Origin of the sequence: Roseibacillus persicicus (genome assembly GCF_014651675.1) — a bacterium.
Taxonomy (GTDB): Bacteria; Verrucomicrobiota; Verrucomicrobiia; order Verrucomicrobiales; family Akkermansiaceae; genus Roseibacillus; species Roseibacillus persicicus.
The window spans coordinates 350,658-368,220 of sequence record NZ_BMXI01000001.1; the positions used below are offsets into that span (position 1 = coordinate 350,658).

The following is a 17,563-nucleotide window of genomic DNA, read 5'->3' on the forward strand; positions in this document are numbered from 1 at the left end:
TCTCACACTTTTGTCGTCGATGAAGACTCTATTCACAATTTCCTGCCTGCTCGCGGTCCCCAGCCTCAGCTTTGCCGCCGATTTTGAGGTCCAGTTGGTCCAGATCACCTCCAACGCCGACCTTCCCCGCAGCATTCCCCAAGACGTCAAGCCCTTCGCCAATCAACATGCCGCGTCTCTCTGCTTTTTGATCAAAGGCGAGAACCTGGTCTCTATCGATGACGACACTCTGACCCTCGACGGCGAGATCAAATGGGAGGCTGGCTCTTTCAATAAGGTCAGCGACGACGGGCGTTATGCTCGCCTCGATATCACGACTTCGGAGGAACTCATCGGCAAACTGGATGCTCTCAAATTCAAAGGCACCATCGAAGCCTATACCGCCGCCGACACCGAGACCACGACTCTGACCCTGAGCTATGGAGGAGAGGCAAAGGAGGCGGGCCCCTTCGAAGTCGCTTTTTCCAAGCCCAAGAAAACCGCTTTTGGATTCGGTGGCGGCGCCGGCATCAAGCTCTCGAAAGGCGATCTCAATCATCTGAAATCGATCACGGTCAAAGTCGACGGGAAAGAAGCCAACGGCAATGGGTGGTTCGGCTCCAACAACTCTCGCACCTACAACTTCGAGAACCTTGGGGAGGGCGAGGTTGAGGTCACGATCGTGACTTGGAAGAACATGAAAAAGGTCACCATCCCGATCGAGAAGTAGGCTCACTCCTTGAGCCACCCCAATCCGCGCAGAAACATCTCCGCCCCTGACATGACCTTCGAGAACCAGGGATCTCGATAGTGGAAAGCGTGCGACATCCGCGGTGCCTCCAGCAACTCACACTTCAGGCCCAACTCCTTCATCTCGCTTTCAAAGGCTTTGGCAGTGGTGATGGGGACCAGCTTGTCCGAGGTCCCGTGTGCTATCCAAGTCGGTGGGGCCGTTTCGGAGAGATTGTGAATGGGCGAAAGTGCCTTCGGCTCGGCCCCGAAGAACCGTCGGTCAACCCGATTGGTGAAGGCGAAGGTATCGCCCTCGAAGGGAGCCATCACGAGCGGCGGATTAAAGAGCAGGAGCGCGTTGGGTCTCGACGCAGCCGCCTCCTGAGGCTCTTTCCCTGCCGGGCTCAAAGCGGTGCAGGCAGCGAGATGGCCTCCCGCCGACGCTCCGCCCGCCGCGATCCGATCGGGGTCAATGCCCAGACGCTCGGCATTCTGCCGCGTCCAACTCACCGCCGCCCTGGCATCCGCCACACAGTCGGCAATTTTAATGGGATTTCGGTTCAAGACCCGATAGTCGGCCAAAAGACAGATCATCCCTTTGCCCGCCAGATACCGTGCATGTCGCTGCAAACTGTCCGGCGAACCAAACCGCCAACTGCCTCCAAAAAAAAGCACCACCGCAGGCTTCCTGACGCCTTCCTCGCTCTCCCCCACGATCCAAACTTTCAAAGCCACGTCTTCGACTTCGGCGTAAGTTTCCACCCGGGCACCCTTGATGAAGGGCGGGTAAGCCGCTGACAACGGCAAAGAAGCGGCGAGGAGCAATGGGAGGAGCAAACGAATCATCGCAACAACATCCTCGCCGAAATCACCGACTTTTCCAGCAATCAGTTTTCCCAATTGAAATTGCTCGTTCCTCATCCAGTGTTGTTTCAATCCAGATCTACTGATGTCTCCCTACCTCTTGATTCTCCCCGTCCTGACCTTGGCCTTGTCTCAAGTCTCCTGCGTGCGAACCACCACCACCCCTGAAGAGGACCTTCTGATTCGCGCTCAGGAAGAGATTCAGAATATTCCCTGAAGCTCCGGTTTCACTCGGCCCCCCTTACTTTTCTTTCAAACAGAATTGCAGCCGGGACATAGCCTCTTCAATGAAGAGACTTTCCCATCTAGCCTGCACTCTCCTGTCGTTCTTTTGCTTTACGGCCCTCATCGAGGCACGGGAACGGGTCAGTTTCAATGAGGGTTGGCGCTTTCTCAATGAGGAAGCCGAGGAGGCGCAGTCTTCTTCCTTTGATGACTCCCAATGGCGAACTCTCAACCTTCCGCATGACTGGGCGATCGAAGGCCCCTTCGATGTCAAATACAACGCCCGCTCCGGGGGTCTCCCTTTCCACGGCACAGGATGGTATCGCAAGACATTCGAAGTCCCCGCCGAACTGAAGAATAGCAAGGTCGCGGTGGAGTTTGATGGTGCGATGTATAATGCTCACGTCTGGATCAACGACCATTTTCTGGGAGCCCGTCCTTTTGGCTACATTGGATTCGAGTATGACCTCACTCCCTATCTGAACTTTGGCTCTCGCAATGTCATCGCGGTCAAGCTCGCTCCGGAAGACCTCTCCTCCCGCTGGTATCCCGGGGCGGGGCTTTACCGCAATACCTGGCTGAACATCACCACCCCGGTTCGCGTTCCCCACTGGGGCACCTTTGTCACCACCCCGACCATCAGCGACGAACTCGCTGAGGTCCGGGTGCGCACCGAGATTCTCTCCGAAGGGAAAAGTCCCGTAGCACTGCAACTGCACACTACGATCCTCGACCCCGAAGGTAAGGCCGTTTCGGAGACCTCTCTTCCGCTACACTTGCTCCCCGGCGAGACCAGAACCTACTCCCCGACCCTGGAAGTCCCCCAACCCCAGCGCTGGGATGTGACGAATCCCGTCCTCTACACGGCTGTCACGCGCATCACCGATGGGAAGCTCGAGCTTGACCGCTACGAGACACCCTTCGGCATTCGCACAGTGGAGTATCGCGCTGGCGAAGGCCTTATTCTCAACGGCAGACATGTCCGCATCAATGGCGTCTGCATGCATCACGATTTGGGAGCCCTCGGTGCAGCGGTGAATATGCGGGCGACCGAACGACAGCTGGAGATCATGCAAGCCATGGGGGTCAACTCCATCCGAACCGCCCATAACCCTCCCTCTCCCGAAGTCCTCGAGGTCTGCGACCGTCTGGGCTTGCTCGTGCAGGTGGAAGCCTTCGACTGCTGGCAAATGGCCAAGATCCCCAACGGCTACAACAAGTTCTTCGACGCCTGGCACGAACGCGATTTGCGCGATATGATCCGACGCGATCGGAACCATCCCTCGGTCATCATGTGGTCCATCGGCAACGAGATCCTGGAGCAAGGCAAAAAGGACGGCTGGAAGCTCGCCCGTCACCTGCATCGGATTTGCAAAGACGAAGATCCGACACGACTGACCTCCGCGGGATTCAACTACTACCCGGCAAGTGTCAAAAATGGTTTGGCGGCCGAGGTCGACATCCCGGGCCTCAATTACAAACCCCTCGCCTATGCTGAAGTCACCGCGCAATACCCAGACTGGCACCTTCTGGCCTCCGAGACCTCCTCTTGCACCTCAACTCGCGGCGTCTACCACTTGCCGATTGAGAAATACAAAACCCACCCCAGCCTCCATGTGACCTCCTACGATTTGATCGGACCGTCCTGGGCCTATCCTCCTGATATCGAGTTCCGCTTCCTGGCGGAAACACCGTCCGTTCTCGGGGAATACATCTGGACAGGATTCGACTACCTCGGAGAGCCCACTCCGTATGGAGGACGAGACAACTCAACCAATGGCTATTGGAATGATGACTGGCCCGCACGCTCCTCTTCATTTGGCGCCGTCGACTTGTGCGGGTTTCCGAAGGATCGCTTCTTTCTCTATCAATCCCAATGGACCGATGTGAAGTACAAGCCCATGGTGCATCTCCTGCCGCATTGGAATTGGGAAGGCATGGAAGGAAGGACCATCCCAGTCTACGTCTATACCAATGCGCCGGAGGCGGAACTGTTTCTCAATGGCAAATCGCTGGGGCGTAAGAAAAAAGGTGCCGACACAACCGCCCTCAAGGTAGCCTTCAACAATTGGGACGAGGGAGACTACAACTCTCCCTATCGCCTCAGCTGGGACGTCCCCTATCAAGCGGGTGAACTTAAAACGATTGCTTACCTCGATGGCAAGGCGGTAGCCGAAAAGGCCTTTCAAACGGCGGGCTCTCCGGCAAAGCTCGCGCTCTCCCCCGACCGCTCGGTGATAGCGGCTGATGGTTCCGACCTCTCTTTTGTCACGATTCGCGTTCTGGATCAAAATGGAAACTTCTGCCCCTTGGCCAATGTTCAAGTCAACTTTAGGGTCGATGGTCCTGGCGAACTGATTGCAGTCGACAATGGTGACTCGGCTTCAACGGAATCTTTTCAAGCGCCAACCCGCAAAACGTTCAACGGCTTGGCCCTCGCCGTCATCCGCAGCAAGAAGGGCGAAGCAGGCGCTATCAGCCTGACCGCAACCGCATCGAATCTCACCCCCATTCACGTGGAGATCCAGAGCAAATAGCATCCTCCATCCTTGGAAATACTAATTCTCTAGTAGATAAGAACGCTCGAGAAAAATCCTCGCTGGCAATCCAGTTGCCATCTCCCGCCGCGAAGATTGCCCCGGCCTTCCACGCTATTTCATGAACCAAAAAAGCGATTTGGGACGAAATTGCCCCAAATCGCTTTTTACCATGAGAAAAGCTAAAACTAGCGCCGTCTGCGAGCAAAACCTAACAAACCGAAGAATCCTAACAAGGCAATCGAAGGCTCGGGAATCGAGCTGGTCAACACTGCTCGGTCTACTTCGAATTTGGTCAAGTCAGCAGCCGAGGTGAACTGATATTCTGTGCCCATATTCAGATACCAAGTGCTCTGGCCGCTGAGGGCAGACAAATCCTGTCCCAGAGAACTATCCGTCCATACCACGGCATTGGATGCATCGTAGACATTATAGAGGATGTCGTAGCCAGTCGCCGCCTTGGTGATGGTGAGCTCGGAGGTGAACCAGTCGCTGGTCGCACTCGTGGCGGTAGCCAGCCCAATCTCGGAAATCGAATTCCATCCGCCGAATTTCCAAGTTCCAGGTGAGGAGAGCGCAGCTCCCCAGATTGCCCCGCCCGAGCTCGTCTGGCGTCGCGTCCACATGGCTTTGGCAACCGATCCATCCCCGCCGGCTATTGCCAGACGAGTCGCGTATTGGTTTTCCAGCGTAAGACCGGTAGCGCCCGCTTCCACGCGTTGCACAATCGAAGCAGTGACGAAATCACCCACATTCACTGGCGCGGGAACGCCCGTCGACAACGTCAGAAGTTGGGATGCGGAGCTCGTCTCGGCTATTCCTGAGGCCGTCGACCAATCCGGATTGGCGGACCATCCCGAGAGTTCGTCCATCTCATCCGTGACCGTCACTGCGGCGACTCCCGTGTTGACCAGGGCCACACAGGCCAATCCAGTCAGGTTCAAGCCTGACCATTTCAAATTTTTCATCATAAGTTTTAAAAATCGCTCTCGGGGCGAGATGTCCTGAGAGACCAGCTCCGTGTAAGAGCGCGAGTTTTTCTCTAAATTCTCTTCCCACTTCAACAAGAGCCCCGCCGTTCACGACGGGACTCCTGAAACAATGCTATGAAAATTCGCTCGAACCTATCGGCGACGGCGAGCGATCAACAATCCGCCCAGACCCAGCAACAAAGCGGAAGAAGGCTCGGGGACTGGATTCACCATCACACTGTAGTCACTCACCGTCACTGAGCCGAACGGAGGAGTGGCGACCCCTCCCGAACCTGCACTGGAGGGAAGAGCCTGCATTCCCCCCAAAATACCTCCGCCATCACTGTCGGTATCCAGGTCACTAGCCACTGCGCCCTCGCCATTGGCCACATAGTTCAGCGCAAAGGTGCCGGCCGAACCGGATAGGGAGGCTTCAACCGAGTAGGTATCTGCGGCAGTCTTCGTAAAGATAGTTTGCATCGTCCAAGTCGTGGAACCGAGGGTGGAAGCGTCTCCGACTGTGATGCTGGAAGTCCCAGCGCCCTCAATCCCCTGATTCCCCCTGAAGACCAAATTTCCGCTACCGGGAGAATAAAAAAGACCAGCCGCCAGACCATAGGCAAAGGACTGAACCCCCTGCTGGTGGGACATTCCAAGTTGAAGAATCCCCTCCTCGAACGAAGCGATATCGGTGGACGGAGTCGTGAAGCCAGTGAGCGAAAAGGTTGCCGTGATCTCCATGCTCTCGCCAATGTCCGTGCTTCCCAGCACGCTGGTATTGTGCGCGCGAATGAAAGCTCCGCTGGTATTGGAGACATTGCCAGAGCCGTCGGCCTGCCATTGACCTTGGGCAACCCAATTGTCCTGACCGTCCAAGTTGCCAGCAGTAAAACCGGGAGTAAAGGTGGTCGAATAAGTGGCTGCAGACACCACGAGAGTGGATGCCCCCAGAGAAGCGATGATGGGTATTTTCATGTTTTAGAAGGAACTGGAATTCCCCCGAAAGAGTCCTTCGGGTAACGGGGTGATGTTCGGCAGACCGTTTGCCGTGCAGCTTTCTGAAAAAAAATGTTTTCTGCCCGCTGCTTCCTTCCTCTCTATCCCCTCAGTATACAGCGAATGTGAGCGTGACGAGAATTGTGCACATCTTACCGCTGCCGAGACATTCCCTATGATGGGTCCCGTGCCGATATACGGCTCAACCCTCGAAGATTCCTCTTTATTCTGCCGTGAAGATTTCCCAATCCATGCCTCCCCGGCCCAAGGTCATGTCCTGCGCAATTGCCGCTTTGGCAATTCAGACCATCAGCGCGACCCCAGTGACCGTATTCGACGCCTCCTTCACCTCTTCGGAAGGCTTTTCCAACGGGGTCGCAACCAATACTGCCGCAGGAACCGCAAAGATGCAAAGCCAGGGCAACGCGACCATTTCCAATGCCGCTGGGTCGGGACTCTACAATCTCTCGGGGGGAAATGAGGGAGGCAATTATGCTCGTTCCGTTTTTGGGCTCGATGACAGCGACACCTTTGATGAAGCGTTGGTCTCCGGATTGTCGATTGGCTCGACCATCACCTTCACCGCCACCGGAGTCACCATCCCTGCAGTCGAAAAGCCAGACGGCAACAATAACGTCCTCGTCTTCGGGCTGGCGAACCTCCACACAGGCAATCCGACTGGCTCCTCGGGATCATCGGGAGCAGGCGCGCGTATTTTTGTCGATGCGGGGGGCAATATCAAGGCCGCCACCGCCACCTCCTTCAATCCTCCCAACAATACCCACGTTGATACCACGATCGATTTGGGGGAAAAATTCAATCTCACCGTTGTTCTCACCTCCAATGGAGACGGGAGCTTCGCAGTCGAACAATTCTACAATGGGATCAGTCGCTATCAAGATGCCGCCGTTTTTCCTGATTTTGACAAATTGGGAACGGATGCTTCGGGAATATTTCAAGCGCAGGGAGACAACGCGCCAAACTCTGAGCCTCCTATTACGGTGGAGGCCATTTCGCTGGTTTACGAAACGGCACTCCCTCCAACCCCTCCCCATGGAATCACCACCGCTCCTGCCGACCAGGATCTCGATGGCAACGGGCTACCTGATGTTTGGGAAGCTCTCTATCGGGCCAAGGGAGTCGACCCCCAGGCAGACTCGGACGGCGACGGGCTCAGCAACTTGCAGGAAGCCTCTTTCGGAACAGACCCCTTCGATCCCTATAGCAATTTCACTCTGGACATCACGCGAAAGGGCGAAAACGAAGTCACTCTCTCCTGGAGTTCACTGCCCTCTAGGACTGGCATTTTACAAAACTCGACAGACCTGGGGGACACCCAGATTTGGGCGCCCCACGGCGGCACCGCCTCTCTCTCCGACGGACGTTGGCAGCTCGACATCCCCTCCCCCGATCCCGCTCAATTCTTCCGAGTCGAAAGCACCGCCTTGGACTCGGACAATGATGGGGTGCAAGACTGGTTGGAACCCCTGCTGGGCTTCTCGACTACCTCCGACGCATCGGTTTATCAGGGCCAATCTTACGACACCACCGGGGATGGCACCCGCGACACCGTTCTCTCCGGTGATTTGGCCGCTTTCAATGAAATCTATCGCAGTCCCGAACCAGGGAAAAGTCTGACCAAGGCCCAAGCCGCCCGCCTTCTCCTTCAAACAACCTTCGGACCGGGCAACATGGCGCAGGTAAACCTCGTTGCCAACATCGGGGCGGAGGCTTGGCTGGACCAACAGATTGCGACTCCCCCAAGCTACACCCAACCCTATATCGATGCCATCAAGGCCGACCTTCTGGCCGAACCGAAATACCAATGGACCAGCGACAGTCTTTCTGGGTATTGGATCAATGGAGGCGGAGGGAGCAATCCCTATGTCGGTGGACCCAACTTCCCCACCGCCTGGTTGCGGTCCACTCTACAAGGACAAGACCAGCTGCGCCAGCGAGTGGCTTGGGCCCTCTCTCAGATCCTCGTGACCTCCCGCTATGGCGCCAATCTGGGCAATCAGCCCCGGGCCATTGCCAACTACTATGATATGATGATCGAGGGAGCTTTCGGCAATTTCAACGACCTTCTCCTCCAAGTATCCCTCCATCCGTTGATGGGCAACTATCTCAGTCACCTTGGCAATCAAGTGGCAGACCCTGCCATCGGCCGCTACCCGGATGAAAACTATGCTCGCGAGATTATGCAGCTTTTTTCCATTGGTCTCTGGGAACTCAATCCCGACGGCACCCGCAAGCTGGATGAAAATGGCGAACCCATCCCGACCTACGACAATGAAGACATCACCAACGTCGCGGAAGTGTTTACCGGAGTGAGCTATGCTTCGAACAACTTCGGTGGCGGCTGGAGAGATGACGGCGACAACGAGAACCAGTGGATGACCACCCCGATGAAGATCTTTGCCTCGCACCATGACTGGACGGAGAAAAAGATCCCGGCTGGAGTCGATGCCAACGGCAACCGAATCTATCAAACTATCCCAGCCAATCCGAACGGCAATGACTCCGCAGCTCTTGCAGAGGTGGAAACCGTAGTCGACACCCTTGTCTCACACCCCAACTGCGCGCCTTTCATCTGTCGGCAGCTGATCCAATTCCTCGTCACCTCGAACCCTTCTCCAGATTATGTCCAGCGCATTGCCTCGGTCTTTGTCGACAATGGCTCTGGCGAGACCGGCGACTTGGAAGCGGTGGTAAAAGCGATCTACCTCGATGACGAGGCGCGCAATCCACTCAACCATCTCTCCACCCCCCACTTCGGGCATTTTCGCGAGCCAACCATTCGCACGGTTCATCTCGCCCGCATTCTCAAGCTCGACCGTCATGACGAAATTCTCTGGTGGGACTGGGGCTATTACGACGATCAATCGCTGCAAGAACCCATGGCGGCCCCCTCCGTCTTCAACTACTACCGCCCAGACTTCCGCCTCTTCGGATCTCTTGCCGAGAACGAGCTCGACTCACCAGCCTTGGGAATCGTCAACTCCTACTCCTCCATCTCCTTCACCAACTACCTTTGGAAAATCTGCGAAGAAGGTATCGAGCAACCCAACAACGCTCATTCTTTCTGGGACAACAAGACTTTCCCTCCCGACTGGACCGAGCTGACCGCTTTGGCCAGTGACGTGCCCTCCATCCTCGACCACCTGTCGATACTCTTCTGTGGAGGAACCCTGGGGGCTCAATCCAGAGAGACCATCAGCACCATCCTCCAGTCCGAGCCCGATCTCACCGACCGCGCCAGACTTGCCGTTTTCCTCGTTCTCATTTCTCCCGAAGGCACCTGCCTCAAGTAAGCCCAGTCCCGCTCATTGATATGAAATCCCTCAAATCCAGGCGCCAATTTCTCGGCGAGGCTTCTTGCGCCTCCATTGGCTGCATCTCAACTCTCTCCAGCCTGCTTAATCTCAAGTTGGCGAACCAAGCCGCCGCTTCCAGCCTTACCGCCGGTGACGATTGCAAAACTCTTGTTTGCGTTCTCTTGGCCGGAGGCTGCGACACCTTCAACCTCCTCGTCCGTCGCGACGCGGAGTATGATACCTACGCTGCCTCCCGAACCAATATGGCGCTGGGGCACAATGCGGGAGGAGCCAGTGCGTTGCTGAATCTCAATCAAGCTCCCGACAACGACGGCAACCAGTATGGTCTCCACCCGTCGTGCCCGGAGCTGGCAGAGATGTTCAATGGCACCGGTGCCTTTTCAGGCCACGGCCGACGACTCTCTTTCGTGGCCAACATCGGCACCTTGGTGCAGCCCCTCACGGTGGCGCAATACACCGATCCCAACAATACCGTCCCTGTACCCAAGTCTCTCTTCTCCCATATCGACCAAATCAATCAGTGGCAAACTTCCCTTCCTCAGGGCATTCCCGAACTCACCGGCTGGGCCGGACGCATGGCCGATCTCCTTCACTCCAGCTACAATACCGAAGCCACTTCGATGTCCATCTCCTTGGCTGGAAATAACGTCTTTCAAATCGGGAAGCAGACCCTCCAGCTCGCCATCACGAGCAACGGAGCACTTCTTCCCTCTGGAAATACCCCCAGTCTGAATTCGACCACCGGCCGTAAGAATCTCGGAATCGATAGCCTGATCAGCGCGACTTACAACAACATGATTCAGGACGCCTTCGCCAGCCATATGCGTTCGTCCTTCAACGCCCAAGAGGCTTTTAAAGCAGTCTACGACGCTATCGACACCTCGTCTGTCCCAAGTGCCCTCGAGGACACTCTCAATAGCAGCAATATCGGCAAACAACTTTATACGGCGGCGAAGACCATCAAGGCTCGCCAAGAACTCGGATTGCGACGCAACACGATCTTCATCCAACGAGGAGGCTGGGATCATCATGGCGAACTGCTCAATACCCAGGCCGGAATGCTCGCCGAGCTGTCTGAGGCCATCGCCGCCTATCAGCAGGTGCTCGAAATTTTCGGGGTGGCCGAAGACGTCATTTCTTTCACCGCTTCAGATTTCGGCCGGACGCTTCGTTCCAATGGTCGGGGAACTGATCACGCTTGGGGAGGCAATCAGATGATCTGGGGCGCTCCTGTGGCAGCGGGAAAAGTTCACGGTACTTTTCCCGACTTGGCGCTCAGTGAAAATGGAGGAGCGGATGATATCGGACTCGGCGGACGAATCCTTCCGACTACCTCCACTGATAAGTTCTTTGGCGAGATGGCCACATGGTTTGGCGTAGGCTCCGGGGATATGCCAGCGGTGCTTCCCAATCTAAGCAACTTTTCGACCGAACCAGACCTCAACTTGCTGGGTTAGCATCACCGCTATCGCTTGGCCTGTAACCGAGCGAGCCGCCCTCGACGGCTGGTGGTTTAAGCGTCTAACGAAACATTCTCCGGACTAATCGCTCCGATGAAAGGTCGCGATGCACAGAAATAATGCGACCATCAAGAAGATGGCAGCCAGTAACTGGGCAGGTGCGGCCGCAAAACCCACCCACTCCGAGAATCCCAAGGTGGCGACCAATGTTGCCACGATCAAAAAGATATAGGTCCATGTATTCATAACTCAGTAAACGCAGAACCCGTTCCAACGATTTTTACGCCTAGTTTTCTGAGTCTGACCGCGCTCTAACCAAGTATTGGCAGTTGATTGGCGCTCAATGGCACCAATGCAAATCCTCAAGCAAGCGTGGATCCGAATACTGCCCAATGCACGATTGCGAAGCTCCATATTGCGCATTCTGCATGGAAAAAACAGCCTTTCTCCCCGCTACACCTGACCGTGCGCGCCTCTATTCCCTGATAGCTCCAGCAAAAAGCCGATCCCACCACAGACTGGCAAGGCCTGAGCTAAAGTATGAGGTAACATGGAAGCCACCCAACTGCACACCGACATCCTGGACGGGCTAAAACTCGCCTATGGGATGAAAGCTGAATCCGCCATCAATCTGATGGCGGCTTCCGTTAATCTGGACGGTTTGCGAGCCTCGACTCTCCGCGAAATGTTGAAGAGTGAGTCTGAAATTGAACTCCACCAATCTTCCAAACTCGCCTCCCGAATCAAAGTCCTTGGAGGGTCTGTGCCCGGTAGCATGCAAATGGAGCACAAGCAGCGCTACCTTCAGCCCTCACCTGACTCCGCCGATATCGTCAGCATCATTCGGGGGGTCATCCGGGCAAAAGAGGCGGCTATCATTCACTATCGCCGGATGGTCGACCTAACCGACGGCTCGGACCTCGCTACAGCCGCGCTCATGACTGAGCTCTTGGCTACCGAGGAAGAGCGCCGCCGCGAATACGCCGGTTTCCTTCTGGCCCTGCAGCACGACATCCCACCAAACGAAGTTCCAAACGCCGATGTCGTCATGCCGCAAACGGTCTCCCACTCAATCTCCAACAACAAGCTATGAAAATGAAACCAACTAAATTGACTCTATTGCCATTCGTTGCCTTCCCACTGCTCTTCGCGTCGTGCGAGGAAAAAACTGAAGCCGAAAAGGCCGGTGACGCCATCGAAGACGCGAGCGAAGAAGTAGGCGATGCCATCGAAGACGCAACAGACTAACAACCCAAAGAATACTATTATGAAATACCTAATCCTGACCCTCTCAGCTTCCGGACTCTTCCTCACAAGCTGCTCAAACTACGATACCCAAGCTAAAAACGATGCTGCCACAGGTGCCTTGATTGGCGCCGGAGCCGGAGCGGTTCTCGGTGATAGCGACAACCGTGCGGGTAATGCCGCCCTCGGCGCTGCACTGGGCGGTGCGGCAGGCTACGCGGTCGGAGCCAATCGATAGCTTTCCAACCCAACCCACCCCCCTAAAGGGCTATTCTCCAGCGAGGAGGATAGCCCTTTTCCTCATTTTTCCTCCCAAGTTCTCCATTGCAAAATGCAATTCCGTGTTAGAATTGCATAATGCTTTTTGCACGAATCCGAGCGATTAAGGCGCGCAAAGCCTGATAAAACGGGACGGCACACGGAGAGCTAAGTCATTGTGACCCATATGGACATTCTCATAATAGACGACGAAAAGTCGATTCGCTCCGCGACTACCATTGCAGTCGAAGCTGAAGGACATTATGCCGAGACGGCTGACAGCGCGCGCATCGCTGAGATGAAGCTTAAGGAAGGCGATTTCAACCTCGTCTTTCTCGATCTCCGCCTGGGAGAAGACAATGGGATGGACCTCCTCCGGGACATCGCAAAGCACCAGCCCGACCTCCCGGTAGTCATCTTCACCGCCCATGCGTCCATCGAGACTGCGGTGGAAGCCACCCGCGAAGGCGCGTTCGATTATTTGGAGAAACCTTTCACTCCCGATCAATTGCGAGCGATTCTGCTCAAGGCAGAGAAAGCCAGTCGCACTCGAAAGAAGATCGTCAAACTCGAGAACGAAGTTCAGGAGCTCCAGACCCAAGTTTCGACCCAAGCCCCCCCTTCGACTTTTGAATCCCAGGAACCAGCGATGCAGGAATCGCTCAGCACCCTCTTCCGCGCCGCCGCGACCCCGGCCTCCATTCTTATTCTCGGGGAAAGCGGAACCGGCAAAAGCGTCATCTCAAAGGCCGTTCACGAACAGAGCCACCTCGCACAAAACCCCTTCGTAACGGTGAGTTGCCCCAGCCTTTCCAAGGAGCTGCTCGAGAGCGAGCTCTTCGGTCATGTCAAAGGCTCCTTCACTGGCGCGGTGAAAGACAAGTGGGGCAAGGTTCACGCGGCCGATGGAGGAACCCTCTTTCTGGATGAGATTGGCGAACTCCCACTCGAAATTCAACCCAAGCTGCTTCGTCTCTTACAGGAAAAGGAATATGAGCGACTGGGAGAAAATAAGACCCGCCAGAGCAACGTCCGAATCATTGCCGCCACCAACCGAAATCTGGCAGAGATGGTTGAAGAAGGTTCCTTCCGCGAAGATCTCTTCTACCGTCTCAATGTCATCACCGTCGAGCTCCCTGCCCTTCGCCAGCGCCCGGCCGACCTTCTTCTTTTCGCCAACAACTACCTCTCCTTTTTCGGGAAACAGGTGGGCCGGGACAATCTGCAATACTCGAAAGAAGCGCTCGCCGCGTTAAGAAGTTATCCTTGGCCCGGCAACTTGCGGGAGCTTCGCAACTCCATCGAGCGGGCTGCCATCCTGGCCCAAGGGTCCGAAGTTGAAGCCGCCGACCTGCCGTCGACGAACTCCTTAAATGCTCTCGGCACCCCCGGCACCAACAGTCTTCCTTCCATTTCCCCCGGTAGTCGGGTAACCATCGCCGAGCTGGAAGAAGAGCACATCCGGCGAGTAGTCGAAACCAGCAGCAGCCTGCAAGAGGCAGCCGAGATTCTGGGCATCGACAACGCTACTCTTTATCGCAAAAGGAAGAAAATGAACCTGGAATGAAACGCAAAATTCTCTTTGGCATCGCCATCTTTCTCCTTCTGCTGTTTGGCACCGGCTTGAGTGCCATGTGGCTCCTCAATCAGACCAGCCGAACTTACTCGGAAACCCACCGCATGTTTCACCAACATGTCTCTCACCTCAATTCCCTACGATTCGAGACCTCGGCCATCAACACCCACTACCTGCCCGACATGTTTTCGGCGGATGACCCCCTCCCCCGGATCAAGCCTTCGGAGCTGTTCGACAACAGCTTCGCCAATATGAGGGAATCGATTTGGGCCCTTGCGGAAAGTAACTATCACGAAAACAGCCCAAGCTTCGAGCGTTTGGCGGCAGCCGTGGACGCTTATGGCTCCCGTTACACGCAGCTCTTTCAGGAGCTGCCCAATACCCGTGAAGGCCGGAATGTGGCCTTGAGCGAAATCGGGCTGCTCACCCAGCAGGTCTCTCAGCTCACCTCCGAAGAGAGCGATTTTCTCGGCAGACAGGTCGAAGAAGACAACCAGATGCTCCGCCGCAGCACACTGCAGAGCAACACCCTAATCGGCTTTCTCCTCCTCTCCGGGGTCTCCGCATCCATCGTCATCTTCTTCCAAGGCAATCGCCTCATGGTTGATCCCCTGGTCAATCTAACAGATTCTGTGAAAGAGATTCAAAGAGGCAACTTCGAGCTCACCCTTCCTGTTAGAAACTCGACCGACGAGATCGCACAGTTGATCCCCGCCTTCAATGACATGGCTTCGGAACTTCGCCTGATGCGCCGGACCACGGACGAAAAACTTCTCAAGTCCGACCAACAAAGCCGGACTATTCTCGCCAACTTCCCCCATCCCATTGTTCTGCTCAGCAACGAGGGAACAATTGAAAAGATGAATCCCAGCGCGGAGGAGCTCTTCGAGCAAATGGGCATTCTCGGCGCCCTCCCCCGCAATATCAGCGAACGCGTCAACGAGGCAATCTCGTCGAACAAGGAGCTCTTGGTCGAGCGCCTCGACGAGGCTCTCCTCCTCCGCGTTGATGAGAGTGAGCACTTTTACCTCCCCCGCATTTTCCGTCTCTCCGACAACATGGAGACCACCGGGGGCTGGGCTCTTCTGCTCATCAACGTCACCCGCTTGCGCTTCTTCGACGACATGAAGTCGAATCTCATTTCGACTGTCAGCCATGAGATCAAGACTCCACTTACCGGAATCCGCATGGTGCTTCTTCTCCTGCTGGAAAAGAAAGTTGGCGAGCTCAACGAGCTACAGGAGGAAATGCTGACCTCTGCCCAAAATGATTGCGAGCGTCTGTTAGAAACTTTGCGAAATTTATTGGAAATGTCGCGTATGGATAGTGGAGCCAGTTCCTTGAACTGCGAAGAGATCGCTCCTCTGGAATTGGTGGAACCCATTGTCAGCAACTTTGCTCCTCTAGCAGAAGAGAAAGACTTGAACTTGAAAATTGAAATCCCTGACGAGACCCCCAATATCCTGGTCGACAGAATTCGCATTTCAGAAGTCTTGAACAACTTTTTGTCCAACGCCATCAAACACAGCCCACAGGGTGGGACCATCACGGTGACCGCTCGTCCCGTTAAATCAGATTACGTCCGCATCGGCGTCTACGACGAGGGTGAAGGTGTCCCCGAAGAGGCTAAGCCTCACATCTTTGAAAGATTTTACCGCGCGCCAGGCCAAAACAATGTCGAAGGCATTGGCTTGGGGCTTTCCATCGCCAGGGAGATCGTCTCCGCACACGAGGGACGCATCGGTTACCTCCGGACCTCGGAAGACCGCACGCTTTTCTACTGCAACCTCCCCAGAATCTAACCCCCCAAAAACTCAACCATGAAACAATCTCCCCGCATACTGGTCGTGGACGACGAGCCGACTCTACGTCTGGGTTTCAGCTTGGCTCTCAGGACCGAGCAATACGATGTCTCCGCGGCATCCAATGGTCGGGAAGCACTCGATAAGATTTCCAAGGAAGATTTCGACCTCACGGTTCTCGACCTCCGCATGCCAGAGCTGGACGGCCTTTCGACTCTCAACAGTCTTCGCCAGAATGGTGACGATATTCCGGTTATTCTTTGCAGTGCCCACATCAACGCCTCCACGGCGGTGCAGGCTCTCGAGCAACACTGCTTCGACTTCTTGTGCAAGCCAGTGAGACCGTCGGACCTCCGTGATGGAGTCAGCCGGGTACTTAATACCCAACCTGAAAAACCCTTTGAGCAAGTCCTCTATCAACTGCGCAAGGGCAACTACGGTGTAGCCTTGGATATTCTCGAAGGCAGCGACATCCTGAGCCCCAATCGCCTGGGCTTTTGGACCAAGATCATCGCCGACCTGAAAAACAACCGGCCTCTGGAAGCGAGCAGGTATGTTGAGGAGTATGGCCAGGACCTCGTACGCTTGCTGACTGTCGAGGAACATTGTTAGTTGAGACACGCGAAAACAAACTCCATCCCGCTGTTCGCTGAACAACGAAAAAAGCCCGCTCGAAAGCGGGCTTTTTCAGTATTTGAGGACTGTCCTTCGAACTTATTTCTTAAGAATCACCCAAAGGGCGTGAATGATACCTGGGATGTATCCCGCGATGGTCAACACAATGTTCAACCAGAAATGCAATCCCAACCCCACCTGGAAGAAGACTCCCAGTGGAGGCAAGAGGATGGCGAGAATGATTCGGATTACGTCCTTTGGACCTTCTGCGGTATTTGTTGATGCACTCATATTGTTTTTCTATTTTTAAAGTTTGGTTTCAGATTAGGGACTCTATCCCACGGCGACGATTTGAAGGGTTTTGAGATTGCGGAGTTCTTCCCGCAACTGGTCTCGCTGCCGCTCAACTGTCGCGACCACGTCTGTCGGCAACTGGAACGAAGAAAGAGCTTCCTCATAGTCATTGATGGCGGCCTCCTCCCCGCGTTCACATTCATCTAACAGGCCGGTTTCATCCCCGGAGAATTTGGAAACCACCGCCATCCAGGTCTGGTGCAATTTTCCCGTAATGCTGCTGCCATCGTCTGGCTCGATTCCCCTCTGACGGAGATGTCCCTCGAGCTCGAGCGCGAACTGCTCCCGCTGCTCGGCGTTTGCCACAAAGAAGAGAGTCAACTCTGGATTGTCGGTCAAAATCGCCGCGTGCTTGTAGCCTTCAATGGCGTCCATCGCGCGGGTGTAGAGTTGCTGGAGGTAGTCGGTAATTTGCTCCTCCGGGTTGGGTTCGCGAGCAATTGCTGGTCCGGCTCCCATAGGAGGAATAACGAGGTGTGATTGGTTGTCTGGTCTCATGTTCATAGTCCTCTCTTCTTTTGCAGCTCTCTTGCCACCTCGAACGAATTACTGAAAACCAGCGACTTACAAATGAATGAGACCGCTCTCATTGAGCAATGCGATGCAATCTG

17 protein-coding genes are annotated in these 17,563 nt (G+C 55.2%); 11 read left to right on the forward strand and 6 right to left on the reverse strand.

The features are described 5' to 3' along the window. The first annotated feature begins 19 nt into the window (after positions 1-19). Positions 20-709 (forward strand): hypothetical protein, encoded by a 690-nt coding sequence (locus IE099_RS01325; protein WP_189566612.1) that lies wholly within the window; start codon positions 20-22, stop codon positions 707-709. 2 nt (positions 710-711) lie between these two features. On the opposite strand, the gene IE099_RS01330 is transcribed toward IE099_RS01325, so the two are convergent. Further along, complete coding sequence (locus tag IE099_RS01330) at positions 712-1,632, reverse strand: alpha/beta hydrolase (RefSeq protein ID WP_189566614.1); 921 nt, start codon at positions 1,630-1,632, stop codon at positions 712-714. 28 nt (positions 1,633-1,660) lie between these two features. Between IE099_RS01330 and IE099_RS20975 the strand changes: the two genes are divergently transcribed. Together IE099_RS20975 and galB are read left to right on the forward strand one after the other, a co-directional pair. Next, entirely contained in the window at positions 1,661-1,792 is a 132-nt protein-coding gene (locus IE099_RS20975) for a hypothetical protein (protein WP_268244893.1), read from the forward strand. A 70-nt stretch (positions 1,793-1,862) separates the two neighbouring features. Then, positions 1,863-4,337 carry a beta-galactosidase GalB gene (gene galB, locus IE099_RS01335; protein ID WP_189566616.1) on the forward strand — a complete coding sequence of 825 codons (2,475 nt, stop codon included), beginning with the start codon at positions 1,863-1,865 and terminating at the stop codon, positions 4,335-4,337. A gap of 188 nt (positions 4,338-4,525) precedes the next feature. On the opposite strand, the gene IE099_RS01340 is transcribed toward galB, so the two are convergent. Together IE099_RS01340 and IE099_RS01345 are read right to left on the reverse strand one after the other, a co-directional pair. After that, positions 4,526-5,308, reverse strand: a complete 783-nt coding sequence (locus tag IE099_RS01340) for a hypothetical protein (RefSeq protein WP_189566619.1) — start codon at positions 5,306-5,308, stop codon at positions 4,526-4,528. A 153-nt stretch (positions 5,309-5,461) separates the two neighbouring features. Further along, positions 5,462-6,283: a PEP-CTERM sorting domain-containing protein gene (locus tag IE099_RS01345; RefSeq protein WP_189566621.1), complete on the reverse strand. Its 822-nt coding sequence runs from the start codon at positions 6,281-6,283 to the stop codon at positions 5,462-5,464. A gap of 254 nt (positions 6,284-6,537) precedes the next feature. On the opposite strand from IE099_RS01345, the gene IE099_RS01350 reads away from it, so the two are divergent. Both IE099_RS01350 and IE099_RS01355 read left to right on the forward strand, forming a co-directional pair. Beyond that, the gene (locus IE099_RS01350) at positions 6,538-9,618 is read left to right on the forward strand and encodes a DUF1800 family protein (RefSeq protein ID WP_189566623.1); all 3,081 of its coding nucleotides are present in this window, start codon (positions 6,538-6,540) and stop codon (positions 9,616-9,618) included. 20 nt (positions 9,619-9,638) lie between these two features. Beyond that, positions 9,639-11,099, forward strand: a complete 1,461-nt coding sequence (locus IE099_RS01355) for a DUF1501 domain-containing protein (protein WP_189566625.1) — start codon at positions 9,639-9,641, stop codon at positions 11,097-11,099. An 84-nt stretch (positions 11,100-11,183) separates the two neighbouring features. Here the strand turns inward: IE099_RS01355 and IE099_RS01360 are convergent, their stop codons facing one another. After that, positions 11,184-11,348, reverse strand: a complete 165-nt coding sequence (locus IE099_RS01360; RefSeq protein ID WP_189566627.1) for a DUF1328 domain-containing protein — start codon at positions 11,346-11,348, stop codon at positions 11,184-11,186. A 304-nt stretch (positions 11,349-11,652) separates the two neighbouring features. Between IE099_RS01360 and IE099_RS01365 the strand changes: the two genes are divergently transcribed. The 6 genes from IE099_RS01365 to IE099_RS01390 all read left to right on the forward strand — a co-directional run bounded on the left by IE099_RS01365 (position 11,653) and on the right by IE099_RS01390 (position 16,595). After that, positions 11,653-12,195 (forward strand): ferritin-like domain-containing protein, encoded by a 543-nt coding sequence (locus IE099_RS01365; RefSeq protein WP_189566628.1) that lies wholly within the window; start codon positions 11,653-11,655, stop codon positions 12,193-12,195. A gap of 2 nt (positions 12,196-12,197) precedes the next feature. Beyond that, positions 12,198-12,350 carry a hypothetical protein gene (locus IE099_RS01370; protein WP_189566630.1) on the forward strand — a complete coding sequence of 51 codons (153 nt, stop codon included), beginning with the start codon at positions 12,198-12,200 and terminating at the stop codon, positions 12,348-12,350. Positions 12,351-12,369: 19 nt separating this feature from the next. Continuing rightward, positions 12,370-12,585 (forward strand): YMGG-like glycine zipper-containing protein, encoded by a 216-nt coding sequence (locus IE099_RS01375; protein WP_189566632.1) that lies wholly within the window; start codon positions 12,370-12,372, stop codon positions 12,583-12,585. A 207-nt stretch (positions 12,586-12,792) separates the two neighbouring features. Beyond that, entirely contained in the window at positions 12,793-14,172 is a 1,380-nt protein-coding gene (locus IE099_RS01380; protein WP_189566635.1) for a sigma-54-dependent transcriptional regulator, read from the forward strand. Continuing rightward, positions 14,169-15,983: an ATP-binding protein gene (locus tag IE099_RS01385; RefSeq protein ID WP_189566637.1), complete on the forward strand. Its 1,815-nt coding sequence runs from the start codon at positions 14,169-14,171 to the stop codon at positions 15,981-15,983. The genes IE099_RS01380 and IE099_RS01385 overlap by 4 nt, the downstream gene beginning before the upstream one ends. 18 nt (positions 15,984-16,001) lie before the next feature. Then, positions 16,002-16,595, forward strand: a complete 594-nt coding sequence (locus IE099_RS01390; RefSeq protein WP_189566639.1) for a response regulator — start codon at positions 16,002-16,004, stop codon at positions 16,593-16,595. A gap of 102 nt (positions 16,596-16,697) precedes the next feature. On the opposite strand, the gene IE099_RS01395 is transcribed toward IE099_RS01390, so the two are convergent. Beyond that, positions 16,698-16,889: a YqaE/Pmp3 family membrane protein gene (locus IE099_RS01395; protein WP_189566641.1), complete on the reverse strand. Its 192-nt coding sequence runs from the start codon at positions 16,887-16,889 to the stop codon at positions 16,698-16,700. 42 nt (positions 16,890-16,931) lie between these two features. Further along, on the reverse strand, positions 16,932-17,456 hold the full coding sequence (locus IE099_RS01400) for a ferritin-like domain-containing protein (RefSeq protein ID WP_189566642.1): 525 nt from the start codon (positions 17,454-17,456) through the stop codon (positions 16,932-16,934). Positions 17,457-17,563: the final 107 nt, after the last annotated feature.

Excerpts from the sequence above, each read along its gene's own strand:
- IE099_RS01325 (WP_189566612.1), top strand. The coding sequence starts at position 20 with ATGAAGACTCTATTCACAATTTCCTGCCTGCTCGCGGTCCCCAGCCTC.
- IE099_RS01330 (WP_189566614.1), bottom strand. The coding sequence starts at position 1,632 with ATGAGGAACGAGCAATTTCAATTGGGAAAACTGATTGCTGGAAAAGTC.
- IE099_RS20975 (WP_268244893.1), top strand. The coding sequence starts at position 1,661 with ATGTCTCCCTACCTCTTGATTCTCCCCGTCCTGACCTTGGCCTTGTCT.
- galB (WP_189566616.1), top strand. The coding sequence starts at position 1,863 with ATGAAGAGACTTTCCCATCTAGCCTGCACTCTCCTGTCGTTCTTTTGC.
- IE099_RS01340 (WP_189566619.1), bottom strand. The coding sequence starts at position 5,308 with ATGATGAAAAATTTGAAATGGTCAGGCTTGAACCTGACTGGATTGGCC.
- IE099_RS01345 (WP_189566621.1), bottom strand. The coding sequence starts at position 6,283 with ATGAAAATACCCATCATCGCTTCTCTGGGGGCATCCACTCTCGTGGTG.
- IE099_RS01355 (WP_189566625.1), top strand. The coding sequence starts at position 9,639 with ATGAAATCCCTCAAATCCAGGCGCCAATTTCTCGGCGAGGCTTCTTGC.
- IE099_RS01360 (WP_189566627.1), bottom strand. The coding sequence starts at position 11,348 with ATGAATACATGGACCTATATCTTTTTGATCGTGGCAACATTGGTCGCC.
- IE099_RS01365 (WP_189566628.1), top strand. The coding sequence starts at position 11,653 with ATGGAAGCCACCCAACTGCACACCGACATCCTGGACGGGCTAAAACTC.
- IE099_RS01370 (WP_189566630.1), top strand. The coding sequence starts at position 12,198 with ATGAAACCAACTAAATTGACTCTATTGCCATTCGTTGCCTTCCCACTG.
- IE099_RS01375 (WP_189566632.1), top strand. The coding sequence starts at position 12,370 with ATGAAATACCTAATCCTGACCCTCTCAGCTTCCGGACTCTTCCTCACA.
- IE099_RS01380 (WP_189566635.1), top strand. The coding sequence starts at position 12,793 with ATGGACATTCTCATAATAGACGACGAAAAGTCGATTCGCTCCGCGACT.
- IE099_RS01385 (WP_189566637.1), top strand. The coding sequence starts at position 14,169 with ATGAAACGCAAAATTCTCTTTGGCATCGCCATCTTTCTCCTTCTGCTG.
- IE099_RS01390 (WP_189566639.1), top strand. The coding sequence starts at position 16,002 with ATGAAACAATCTCCCCGCATACTGGTCGTGGACGACGAGCCGACTCTA.
- IE099_RS01395 (WP_189566641.1), bottom strand. The coding sequence starts at position 16,889 with ATGAGTGCATCAACAAATACCGCAGAAGGTCCAAAGGACGTAATCCGA.
- IE099_RS01400 (WP_189566642.1), bottom strand. The coding sequence starts at position 17,456 with ATGAACATGAGACCAGACAACCAATCACACCTCGTTATTCCTCCTATG.